Below are 11458 nucleotides of genomic sequence, written 5' to 3'. Positions count from 1 at the left end.
GCAGCCTAACCCTTCGGGCACATTCAGGAAAGTGTCCAAATGTGTCTCGACGTGAACATTTCCTACAACGACAATGGAATGCGGCTACCTGTCACAGGGTGCGCACAACTGTCATGTGTTCGTCATAATGGCCGCTTATAACTGTCACGCTCGCCCGTCTGCGCGGGCTCAGGAGTCTGCCGTGAGTTTTACCCCCGCCAACCGTCTGTTCCCCGCCACCCGCCTGCGCCGTAATCGTCGAGACGATTTTTCGCGTCGTCTGGTTCGTGAAAATGTCCTGAGCGTCGATGATCTGATCCTGCCGGTGTTTGTGCTCGATGGCGAAAACCGTCGTGAAGCGGTGGCTTCGATGCCGGGCGTGGAGCGCCTGACCATCGACCTGTTGCTCGAAGAAGCGGCCAAGTGGGTCGAACTGGGGATTCCGGCACTGGCGCTGTTCCCGGTGACCCCTGCGGAGCTCAAGTCGCTGGATGCCGCCGAAGCCTGGAACCCCGAAGGCATCGCGCAACGCGCCACCCGTGCCTTGCGCGCGCAGTTCCCTGAGCTGGGGGTGATTACCGACGTTGCACTCGACCCGTTCACCACCCACGGTCAGGACGGCATCCTCGACGAGGAGGGCTATGTGCAGAACGACATCACCGTCGACGCGCTGGTCAGGCAAGCGCTGTCCCACGCCGAAGCTGGCGCTCAGGTGGTGGCCCCGTCGGACATGATGGACGGCCGCATCCAGGCGATCCGTGAAGCGCTCGAAGTGGCCGGTCACGTCAACGTGCGGATCATGGCCTACTCGGCGAAGTACGCCAGTGCTTATTACGGCCCGTTCCGCGATGCGGTCGGTTCGGCGCTTAACCTGGGCAAGGCCAACAAGGCCTCCTATCAGATGGACCCGGCCAACAGCAACGAAGCCCTGCACGAAGTGGCGGCGGACTTGTCAGAAGGCGCAGACATGGTCATGGTCAAGCCAGGCATGCCGTATCTGGACATCCTGTGCCGGGTCAAAGAAGAATTCAAAGTGCCGACGTTTGTTTATCAAGTCAGCGGCGAATACGCCATGCACATGGCGGCAATACAGAATGGCTGGTTGAGCGAAGGGGTTATTCTAGAGTCCCTGACCGCTTTCAAACGTGCAGGGGCTGATGGCATCCTGACGTACTTTGCCGTTCGTGCTGCTCAATTGTTACGAGAGCAAAAATAGCCCTCCCAGGAACATTCGATGAATACCGAAGTACTCACTGAAGTTGCCGTAAAAGACGCTCAACCGGTGGTGGAGCAAATCGACGAGACCCCGCCGGAGCTGGAGCCTGCTCCGCCTGCCGTGGTCGTCGAGGCTGCTGTGGCAGCGCCGGCGATTGCGATTCCCGGTCTGGATGACAGCAGCCTGTACATCCACCGTGAGCTGTCGCAACTGCAGTTCAATATCCGCGTGCTGGAGCAGGCACTGGATGAGTCCTACCCGTTGCTGGAGCGGCTGAAGTTTTTGCTGATCTTCTCCAGTAACCTGGACGAGTTCTTCGAGATTCGCGTTGCCGGCCTGAAGAAGCAGATCACCTTTGCCCGTGAGCAGGCGGGCGCCGATGGCCTGCAACCGCATCAGGCGCTGGCGCGCATCAGCGAACTGGTGCACGGTCACGTTGATCGTCAGTACGCCATTCTCAATGACATTCTGTTGCCGGAGCTGGAGAAACATCAGGTCCGCTTCATCCGGCGCCGTAACTGGACGACCAAGCTCAAGACCTGGGTACGTCGCTACTTCCGTGACGAAATCGCGCCGATCATCACTCCGATCGGCCTCGACCCGACGCACCCGTTCCCGTTGCTGGTGAACAAGAGCCTCAACTTCATCGTCGAACTTGAAGGCGTCGATGCCTTCGGCCGCGACTCTGGCCTGGCGATCATTCCTGCGCCTCGTCTGTTGCCGCGCATCATCAAGGTGCCGGAAGAAGTCGGCGGCGCTGGCGACAATTATGTCTTCCTGTCGTCGATGATTCACGCTCACGCCGATGACCTGTTCCAGGGCATGAAGGTGAAGGGCTGCTATCAGTTCCGCCTGACCCGCAACGCCGACCTGGCGCTGGACTCCGAAGATGTCGAAGACCTTGCCCGCGCCCTGCGTGGTGAGTTGTTCTCGCGTCGTTACGGTGATGCGGTGCGTCTGGAAGTGGCCGACACCTGCCCGAAACATCTGTCCGATTACCTGCTCAAGCAATTCAACTTGAGCGAGTCGGAGCTGTATCAAGTCAATGGTCCGGTGAACCTGACGCGTCTGTTCAGCATCACCGGCCTGGACAGTCAGCGCGAGCTGCAATATCTGCCCTTCACCCCACAGATCCCGAAGCTGCTGCAAAACAGCGAGAACATCTTCAGCGTGATCAGCAAGCAGGACATTCTGCTGCTGCACCCGTTCGAGTCGTTCACCCCGGTGGTCGACTTGCTGCGCCAGGCCGCCAAGGATCCGCACGTGCTGGCGGTGCGTCAGACCTTGTACCGGTCGGGCGCCAACTCGGAAATCGTCGATGCGCTGGTGGATGCAGCGCGCAACGGCAAGGAAGTCACTGCGGTGATCGAACTGCGTGCGCGCTTCGACGAAGAGTCCAACCTGCAACTGGCCAGCCGTCTGCAAGCGGCCGGTGCGGTGGTGATCTACGGTGTGGTCGGCTTCAAGACCCACGCCAAGATGATGCTCATCCTGCGCCGCGAGGCCGGTGAGATCGTGCGTTACGCGCACCTCGGCACCGGTAACTACCACGCCGGCAACGCCCGCCTGTATACCGACTACAGCCTGCTGACCTCTGACGATGCCTTGTGTGAAGACGTTGGCAAATTGTTCAGCCAGTTGATCGGCATGGGTAAAACCCTGCGCATGAAGAAGTTGCTGCACGCGCCGTTCACCCTGAAGAAGGGCATGCTCGACATGATTGCCCGCGAAACCCAGTTCGCCGTCGACGGCAAGCCGGCGCACATCATTGCCAAGTTCAACTCGCTGACCGATCCGAAGATCATCCGCGCGCTATACAAGGCCAGCCAGTCGGGCGTGCGCATCGATCTGGTGGTGCGTGGCATGTGCTGCCTGCGACCGGGCATCGCCGGGGTGTCGCACAATATCCACGTGCGTTCGATCATCGGACGTTTCCTGGAACACACCCGGGTCTTCTACTTCCTAAATGGCGGCGACGAGCAAATGTTCCTCTCCAGCGCCGACTGGATGGAGCGCAACCTCGACAAGCGCGTCGAGACTTGCTTCCCGGTCGAAGGCAAGAAGCTGATCATGCGGGTCAAGAAAGAGCTGGAGTTGTATCTCACCGACAATACGCACAGCTGGAGCCTGCAGTCGGACGGTCGTTACATCCGTAACACGCCGACCGGCAACCAGAACCCGCGCAGCGCCCAGGCTACTTTGCTGGAGCGATTGGGCAGCCCGATCCTGACTGTGCGGTAACGCCGGCCGGGAGTAAAAAAATGGCGATCCCAAGGGATCGCCATTTTTGTTTTCACCGAATTCTGTAGGAGCTGGCTTGCCAGCGATGGCGTACGTTCAGTCACCGCATGGCGTGATAACGCATCGCCGGCAAGCCGGCTCCTACAGGGACGTCAGCGAACACTGAGGACGATATCGACCCGGGTCAGCCATTGCGCTTCAATTTCGAAGTCGGCCTGGGTCAACTGGTTTTCATCCAGCCAGTTTTCCGGGAATACCACTTCCAGGCTGTTGCCATTGGCGTTCAGTTCCACCTGAGGCATTTGCTGGGTGCCGCGGATGTGGTGGAACAGGATCGCAAAGCGCAGCAGTACGCACAGGCGGATCAGCTTGATGCCGTCAACTTCGATATCGGCAAACTTGTCCTTGGGAATGTTGCGGCGGTGGCCGCGCACCAACAGTGCGAGCATCAATTGATCTTCGCGGGAGAACCCGGCCAGATCCGAATGCTCGATCAGGTAAGCGCCGTGCTTGTGGTACTGATAGTGGGCGATGTCCAGGCCCACTTCATGGACCTTGGCAGCCCAGCCGAGCAGTTCGCGCCAGACGCCGTCTTCCAGATCCCAGTCTGCAGCCACCTGATCGAAGGCATGCAGAGCCTTGCGCTCGACGCGCACCGCCTGCTCCAGGTCGACGTGATAACGCTCCATCAGCGAGGTGAGGGTACGTTCGCGCACGTCTTCATGATGATGGCGGCCGAGCAGGTCATAGAGCACGCCTTCACGCAGGGCGCCTTCGCAGTGATCCATGCGTTGCAGTTCCAGAGCATCGAAGATGGCTTCGAGAATCGCCAGGCCTGCCGGGAAAATCGCCCGGCGGTCCGGTTTGATGCCTTCGAAGTCGATCTTCTCGACATCGCCGAGCTTGATCAGCTTGCGCTTGAGCCACGCCAGCCCTTCGGCGTTGACCTCGCCGGTGCCATGGCCGCCAGCCTTGAGGGCCAGGCCGATGGCGCGGATGGTGCCCGAGGAGCCAATGGCTTCATCCCAGGTCAGGCGGTGCAGGGCGTGTTCGATGCTCATGATTTCCAGCCGCGCTGCGGTGTACGCCTGGGCGTAGCGGGCTGGGGTGATCTTTCCGTCCTTGAAATAACGCTGGGTGAAGCTGACGCAACCCATCTGCAGGCTTTCGCGCAGCAGCGGTTCGAAGCGCTGGCCGATGATGAATTCAGTACTGCCGCCGCCAATGTCGGCCACCAGGCGCTTGCCCGGTGTGTCGGCGAGGGTGTGGGAGACGCCGAGGTAAATCAGGCGCGCCTCTTCACGGCCGGAAATGACTTCCACGGGGTGACCGAGGATTTCTTCGGCGCGATGGATAAATTCGGCACGGTTACGGGCTTCGCGCAGGGCGTTGGTGCCAACGATCCGCACGGCGCCTGTTGGCATACCGTTGATCAGTTGGGCAAAGCGCTTGAGACAGTCGAGCCCGCGCTGCATCGACTCTTCGCTGAGGCGGCGCTCTTCGTCGATGCCGGCCGCCAGCTGAACTTTCTCCCCGAGGCGCTCGAGAATGCGGATTTCACCGTTCTGGGCTTTGGCCACGACCATGTGAAAGCTGTTGGAGCCCAGGTCGATTGCGGCGATCAGGGACAGATTCTTGGCTTTGGATTGCGGCATGGTCAGGGGTCTCGGTCGATAACCTCGACATCGTGCCACGATCAACGGCTGACGCCAACGCGCATGGTTCAATGCCTTGATCCAGCGCACGGCTTGCGGACATGGGCTATACCCAAATTCATGAGCCACCATAGCGAGACTCAATCATCTGCACCTTCCTGAACGTAGGAAGGGCGGCTATGATGGGCCACGTTTTTTTGCTTACAACCTGGAGAATTCCATGAGCAGCGATCTTATCAAACACGTTAGCGACGCTAGCTTCGAGGCCGACGTACTCAAGGCCGAAGGCGCTGTACTGGTCGACTACTGGGCTGAGTGGTGTGGCCCTTGCAAAATGATCGCTCCGGTTCTGGACGAAATTGCCGAAACCTACAAAGGCAAGCTGACCGTTGCCAAACTGAACATCGACGAAAACCAGGAAACCCCGGCCAAGCACGGCGTGCGCGGTATCCCGACCCTGATGCTGTTCAAGAACGGCAACGTTGAAGCGACCAAGGTCGGCGCACTGTCGAAGTCGCAACTGGCCGCTTTCCTCGACGCCAACATCTAAGCGTCGTTGCAGCGTGTCAGAAAAAAGCCCCGCAAATAGCGGGGCTTTTTCGTTATAGAGGGCTAGACGCTCCGAAACTCAGGTGTTACATTCGGCCCCGCGCTGGTTTCTCCAGTGCCCCCTGCTAGCCGTCGCCGACGCACTCCTTTTCGAATAAGTACGCGATCCTGTCGCCTTCTCTGCGGCGCGGCCTCATTAAGCCAAAAGCTTAATTTCCCCCCTCCATAAATGATTACGTCATTCCTATATGAATCTGACTGAACTCAAGCAAAAGCCGATTACCGAACTGCTCGAATTGGCCGAACAGATGGGCATAGAAAATATGGCCCGTTCGCGCAAGCAGGACGTGATTTTCTCCCTGCTGAAAAAGCACGCGAAAAGCGGCGAGGAAATCTCCGGTGATGGCGTGCTGGAGATTCTCCAGGACGGCTTCGGCTTCCTGCGCTCCGCTGACGCTTCCTATCTCGCAGGTCCAGACGATATCTACGTCTCGCCGAGCCAGATCCGTCGTTTCAACTTGCGCACCGGTGACACCATCGTTGGCAAGATCCGCCCTCCGAAGGAAGGCGAGCGTTATTTCGCGTTGCTCAAGGTCGATACGATCAACTTCGACCGTCCGGAAAACGCGAAAAACAAGATTCTCTTCGAGAACCTGACCCCGCTGTTCCCGACCGTGCGCATGAAGATGGAAGCCGGTAACGGTTCCACCGAAGACTTGACCGGTCGTGTCATCGACCTGTGCGCCCCGATCGGTAAAGGCCAGCGCGGTCTGATCGTTGCACCGCCGAAAGCCGGCAAGACGATCATGCTGCAAAACATTGCCGCGAATATCGCGCGTAACAACCCTGAAGTTCACCTGATCGTGCTGCTGATCGACGAACGTCCGGAAGAAGTAACCGAAATGCAGCGCACCGTGCGCGGCGAAGTGGTTGCCTCGACGTTCGACGAGCCGCCAACCCGCCACGTGCAGGTTGCCGAAATGGTGATCGAGAAGGCCAAGCGCCTGGTCGAGCACAAAAAGGACGTGGTGATCCTGCTCGACTCCATCACCCGTCTGGCCCGTGCCTACAACACCGTGATCCCGAGCTCCGGCAAGGTACTGACCGGTGGTGTCGATGCCCACGCCCTGGAGAAACCGAAACGTTTCTTCGGCGCCGCGCGAAACATCGAAGAAGGCGGCTCGCTGACCATCATCGCCACCGCGCTGGTTGAAACCGGCTCGAAGATGGACGAAGTGATCTACGAGGAGTTCAAAGGTACCGGCAACATGGAGCTGCCTCTGGATCGCCGTATCGCTGAAAAACGCGTCTTCCCGGCCATCAACATCAACCGTTCCGGTACCCGCCGCGAAGAGTTGCTGACCGCCGACGACGAGTTGCAGCGCATGTGGATTCTGCGCAAGCTGCTGCACCCGATGGACGAAGTCGCTGCCATCGAGTTCCTGGTCGACAAGCTGAAAACGACCAAGACCAACGATGAGTTCTTCCTGTCGATGAAACGCAAGTAAGTCGAGCAGGCCAAAAAGCCGGGGAAACCCGGCTTTTTGCTATCTGTTTTTTGATCAACAGGCAGTTCGTGGTTCTGAACCGAAGGGTTCGGCGCTAAACTGCCTGCCCCGAACGCCACGGCCAACACGAGGCTCACGCATGCAGTATCGCGACTTGCGCGACTTTATCAGCGGGCTGGAACAGCGCGGCGAACTCAAGCGCATCCAGATCCCGGTGTCCCCAGTGCTCGAAATGACCGAGGTCTGCGACCGCACATTGCGCGCAAAAGGCCCGGCCCTGCTATTCGAAAAGCCTACCGGTTACGACATACCGGTGCTCGGCAATCTGTTCGGCACCCCCGAGCGTGTGGCGTTGGGCATGGGCGCCGAAGCGGTCAGCGAACTGCGCGAGATCGGCAAGTTGCTGGCGTTCCTCAAGGAACCCGAGCCGCCGAAGGGGCTGAAAGATGCCTGGTCCAAACTGCCGATTTTCCGCAAGATCATTTCGATGGCACCCAAGGTCGTCAAAGATGCGGTCTGCCAGGAAGTGGTCATCGAAGGCGACGACGTCGACCTCTCGACACTGCCAGTACAGACCTGCTGGCCGGGCGATGTTGCGCCGCTGATCACTTGGGGCCTGACCGTCACCAAAGGCCCGAACAAGGATCGCCAGAACCTCGGCATCTATCGTCAGCAAGTGATTGGCCGCAACAAGGTCATCATGCGCTGGCTGAGCCACCGCGGCGGCGCGCTGGACTACCGAGAGTGGTGCGAGAAGCATCCGGGCCAGCCGTTCCCCGTGGCCGTGGCGCTGGGCGCCGACCCTGCGACCATCCTTGGTGCAGTGACGCCTGTCCCCGACAGCCTTTCCGAGTACGCCTTCGCTGGCCTCTTGCGCGGTAATCGCACCGAACTGGTGAAGTGCCGGGGCAACGACCTGCAAGTGCCGGCCACCGCCGAGATCATCCTCGAAGGCGTGATCCATCCGGGCGAGATGGCCGATGAAGGCCCTTACGGCGACCACACCGGTTACTACAACGAAGTCGACAGCTTCCCGGTGTTCACCGTTGAGCGCATCACCCACCGGATCAAGCCGATCTACCACAGCACCTACACCGGCCGTCCGCCGGATGAGCCGGCGATCCTCGGCGTTGCGTTGAACGAAGTGTTCGTGCCGATCCTGCAGAAGCAGTTCCCGGAGATCACCGATTTCTATCTGCCGCCTGAGGGCTGTTCCTATCGCATGGCCATCGTGACCATGAAGAAGTCCTATCCCGGCCACGCCAAGCGGGTAATGCTCGGTGTCTGGTCGTTTTTGCGACAGTTCATGTACACCAAGTTCGTTATCGTCACCGACGACGATATCAACGCCCGGGACTGGAACGATGTGATCTGGGCCATCACTACGCGCATGGACCCCAAGCGCGACACGGTGATGATCGAAAACACGCCGATCGACTACCTGGACTTCGCTTCACCGGTGTCTGGCCTGGGTTCGAAAATGGGCCTCGATGCCACGCATAAATGGCCTGGTGAAACCACCCGCGAGTGGGGCCGGGTGATCGTCAAGGACGATGCCGTCACACAACGGATCGATGCCATCTGGAATCAGTTAGGAATAGATTGATGCGTGTAACCTTGCAGCCCTCCGGAGCAGTGCTTGAGATATTGCCCAGCGAGCGGATTCTCGATGGCGCACGACGCCTGGGCTATGAATGCCCGCAAAGCTGCCGCAACGGCAATTGCCACGTGTGCGCGGCGCTGTTGGTGGAAGGCCGGGTCGAACAGGCCGGCAATGTGCGGGACCATGGCGAGTTCTACACTTGCATAGCGGAGCCGCTGGAAGACTGCATCGTGCTGTGGGATGGCGTGCTCGCGCTGGGAGAACTGCCGGTGCGCAGCGTGTCGTGTCAGGTCATTGAGTGCAAGGAAGTGGGTGGCGATACCTGGCGCGTGCGTCTGCGGGCTCCAGCCGGGAAACCGCCGCGTTACCATGCCGGGCAATACTTGATGATCGAACGGGAGAGTGGCGAGAAATCCGCTTTCTCCCTGGCCTCGGCACCGCACGGGGGGCGCGACCTCGAGATTCACGTCCTGGCGCGCGAAACCAGTGCGCTGAGTCTCATCGAGCAGCTCCAGCGCCGCCCCATGGTGCGGGTCGAGCTGCCATTCGGCGATACCCATCTCGCGGAACTGCCGGACGGCCCCTTGGTGCTGATCGCAGCAGGTACTGGCATGGGCCAGATCCACAGCCTGATCGAACATTGCCGGGCCTCTGGTTTCAAATACCCGGTGCACCTGTATTGGGGAGTGCGCCGTCCTGAAGATTTTTATCAGATCGAACATTGGGACGAATGGCTGAAGTTACCCAATCTGTTCCTGCACAAAGTCGTCAGCGACCAATGCGGATGGGGAGGGCGCTGCGGCATGCTGCATGAAGCGGTTTGCGAGGACTTCCCGAACCTGAAGCCTCTGCATGTGTACGCCAGCGGCTCTCCGGCGATGGTCTACGGCACACTGGACGCGCTGGTGGAGGCGGGCATGGACGCTCACCAAATGCGCGCCGACGTTTTTGCGTATGCGCCTCGATCTTGATCCTCGATCTTGGTCCGCGATCTTGATCCTCGATCTTGATTACGCCCCTCCAAACTGTAGGAGCGAGCATGCTCGCGATGAACTCAAGAGCGCCGCGGGCAGCCAGACTCCCCGCGTAATCGTTAACGACCATCGCGAGCCTGCTCGCTCCTACAGGTTATAACTCTCTATATAGCTTATCGGTATTTATACAAATTTATAAATGTCGGTAGGTTATATGTCGTCCAGGCTATTAATTAAGAACTGTGCCATGGCATTTAAATTGCCTTAAAACTTATGTGCCTTATTGTTACAACGGTGCGTTCTATTAAGTAATTCCTTCACTCGCGGGGAGCTGAACGCTATTCGCCATGAGCGCCATTGAATCCGCTTTTTTGAATCTGGCTTACCCTCCGCGGCTCGATCTGGGGCCGCAGCTCACGCACGAACAATTGCTCGGCTCAATGCAATCGACCATGGCACGCCACAAGGGCGGGCCGGTGTGGCTGTTCGCGTATGGATCGCTGATCTGGCGGCCGGAATGCACGGCGGTCGAGCGGGTTCGCGGCCGGGTACATGGGTACCATCGCGGGCTGTACCTGTGGTCCCACGAACATCGCGGCACCCCGGAAATGCCCGGCCTGGTGTTTGGCCTGGATCGCGGCGGCTCGTGCAGTGGTTTCGCCTATCGCTTGCCCGAAGAGCAACTGGAAGCCTCGCTGTATGCGCTTTGGCAGCGTGAGATGCCGTTCCCTTCCTATCGCCCGCACTGGCTCAACTGCCGTCTCGAAGACGGTAGTCAGGTTCAGGCCTTGGGATTTGTTCTGGAGCGGCATCTACCGAGCTATGCCGGCAACCTGCCGGATCATGTGCTGAGCCACGTGTTTGAAAACGCTTGCGGGCGTTACGGCACCACTCGTGATTATGTCGAGCAGACCGCGCACGCCCTGCGCAGCCACGCCATGCCAGACCGGAATCTGGAGGCGCGGCTCAAGCGTTGTAAGTCAAAAGCCGATCAAGCGAGTGCTTCGCGGCCCTGACTGGCGACTTGTTTGTGACGTAGCGTCGGGGCCAGGAAGGCCATCGCCAGCAGGCAGGCGCCGACCAGCAGCACGAAACCGCCATCCCAGCCGAAATGGTCCACGGTGTAGCCCATCGCTGCACTGGCCGCGACCGACCCCCCCCAGATACCCGAACAGCCCCGTGAATCCTGCTGCCGTACCGGCCGCTTTCTTCGGTGCCAGTTCCAGTGCCTGCAGGCCGATCAGCATCACCGGGCCGTAGATCAGGAAGCCGATGGACAGCAGCGCGATCATGTCGACCATCGGGTTGCCGGCCGGATTGAGCCAGTAAACCAGCGTCGCAACTGTCACCAGTGCCATGAACACCATGCCGGTCAGGCCACGGTTGCCACGGAAGATCTTGTCCGACATCCAGCCGCACAGCAGCGTGCCCGGAATGCCTGCCCACTCGTAGAAGAAGTATGCCCACGAGGTTTTATCCACGGTGAAGCCCTTGGCTTCCTTGAGGTAGGTCGGCGCCCAGTCCAGCACGCCGTAGCGCAGCAGGTAAACGAAGACGTTGGCCAGGGCGATGTACCAGAGCATTTTGTTGCGCAGCACGTATTTGACGAAGATTTCCTTGTGTGAAGGGCGTTGTAAGAAGCGTTACCTGTTTTCGTTGAGGGACATTCGAGCTGCCTGAAAGAGGGCAGGCCTTTGGGAAAGGTCCTTCGCTCAAAACGGAAGTCATGGCGT

General features: G+C 59.4%; 8 protein-coding genes and 1 pseudogene. 7 read left to right on the top strand and 2 right to left on the bottom strand.

The annotated features are described in order from the left end of the window. The first annotated feature begins 181 nt into the window (after positions 1–181). Positions 182–1195, top strand: a complete 1014-nt coding sequence (gene hemB, locus QMK58_RS28620) for a porphobilinogen synthase (protein WP_053163727.1) — start codon at positions 182–184, stop codon at positions 1193–1195. Between the two features lie 18 nt (positions 1196–1213). Next, the gene (ppk1, locus tag QMK58_RS28615) at positions 1214–3436 is read left to right on the top strand and encodes a polyphosphate kinase 1 (protein WP_320395717.1); all 2223 of its coding nucleotides are present in this window, start codon (positions 1214–1216) and stop codon (positions 3434–3436) included. 152 nt (positions 3437–3588) lie between these two features. On the opposite strand, the gene ppx is transcribed toward ppk1, so the two are convergent. Then, a complete protein-coding gene (ppx, locus tag QMK58_RS28610; RefSeq protein WP_053163833.1) occupies positions 3589–5091 on the bottom strand; it encodes an exopolyphosphatase in 1503 nt (500 codons plus the stop codon). Between the two features lie 220 nt (positions 5092–5311). Between ppx and trxA the strand changes: the two genes are divergently transcribed. From trxA to QMK58_RS28585, 5 genes are all read left to right on the top strand, one after another. Then, complete coding sequence (gene trxA / locus QMK58_RS28605; protein ID WP_003206727.1) at positions 5312–5641, top strand: thioredoxin TrxA; 330 nt, start codon at positions 5312–5314, stop codon at positions 5639–5641. 247 nt (positions 5642–5888) lie between these two features. Next, the gene (gene rho, locus QMK58_RS28600) at positions 5889–7148 is read left to right on the top strand and encodes a transcription termination factor Rho (RefSeq protein WP_003206716.1); all 1260 of its coding nucleotides are present in this window, start codon (positions 5889–5891) and stop codon (positions 7146–7148) included. 139 nt (positions 7149–7287) lie between these two features. Further along, positions 7288–8754 carry a 4-hydroxy-3-polyprenylbenzoate decarboxylase gene (gene ubiD, locus QMK58_RS28595; protein WP_053163723.1) on the top strand — a complete coding sequence of 489 codons (1467 nt, stop codon included), beginning with the start codon at positions 7288–7290 and terminating at the stop codon, positions 8752–8754. Then, a complete protein-coding gene (locus tag QMK58_RS28590; protein WP_320395716.1) occupies positions 8754–9722 on the top strand; it encodes a CDP-6-deoxy-delta-3,4-glucoseen reductase in 969 nt (322 codons plus the stop codon). Before ubiD ends, QMK58_RS28590 begins: the two co-directional genes overlap by 1 nt. 350 nt (positions 9723–10072) lie before the next feature. After that, positions 10073–10741, top strand: a complete 669-nt coding sequence (locus QMK58_RS28585; RefSeq protein WP_053163718.1) for a gamma-glutamylcyclotransferase — start codon at positions 10073–10075, stop codon at positions 10739–10741. On the opposite strand, the pseudogene QMK58_RS28580 reads toward QMK58_RS28585, so the two are convergent. After that, positions 10717–11350 (bottom strand): annotated as a pseudogene (locus QMK58_RS28580) (MFS transporter); the annotation flags it as partial. The gene QMK58_RS28585 and the pseudogene QMK58_RS28580 sit on opposite strands and share 25 nt — an antisense overlap. Positions 11351–11458: the final 108 nt, after the last annotated feature.

Source organism: Pseudomonas sp. P8_241 (assembly GCF_034008315.1).
GTDB lineage: Bacteria > Pseudomonadota > Gammaproteobacteria > Pseudomonadales > Pseudomonadaceae > Aquipseudomonas.
The sequence above is the reverse complement of the archived record's forward strand: the minus strand, read 5'-3'. Positions and strand labels throughout refer to the sequence as shown.

Coding starts and splice junctions, on each gene's coding strand:
- ppx (WP_053163833.1), bottom strand. CDS start 5,091: ATGCCGCAATCCAAAGCCAAGAATCTGTCCCTGATCGCCGCAATCGAC.
- QMK58_RS28585 (WP_053163718.1), top strand. CDS start 10,073: ATGAGCGCCATTGAATCCGCTTTTTTGAATCTGGCTTACCCTCCGCGG.
- ubiD (WP_053163723.1), top strand. CDS start 7,288: ATGCAGTATCGCGACTTGCGCGACTTTATCAGCGGGCTGGAACAGCGC.
- ppk1 (WP_320395717.1), top strand. CDS start 1,214: ATGAATACCGAAGTACTCACTGAAGTTGCCGTAAAAGACGCTCAACCG.
- rho (WP_003206716.1), top strand. CDS start 5,889: ATGAATCTGACTGAACTCAAGCAAAAGCCGATTACCGAACTGCTCGAA.
- trxA (WP_003206727.1), top strand. CDS start 5,312: ATGAGCAGCGATCTTATCAAACACGTTAGCGACGCTAGCTTCGAGGCC.
- QMK58_RS28590 (WP_320395716.1), top strand. CDS start 8,754: ATGCGTGTAACCTTGCAGCCCTCCGGAGCAGTGCTTGAGATATTGCCC.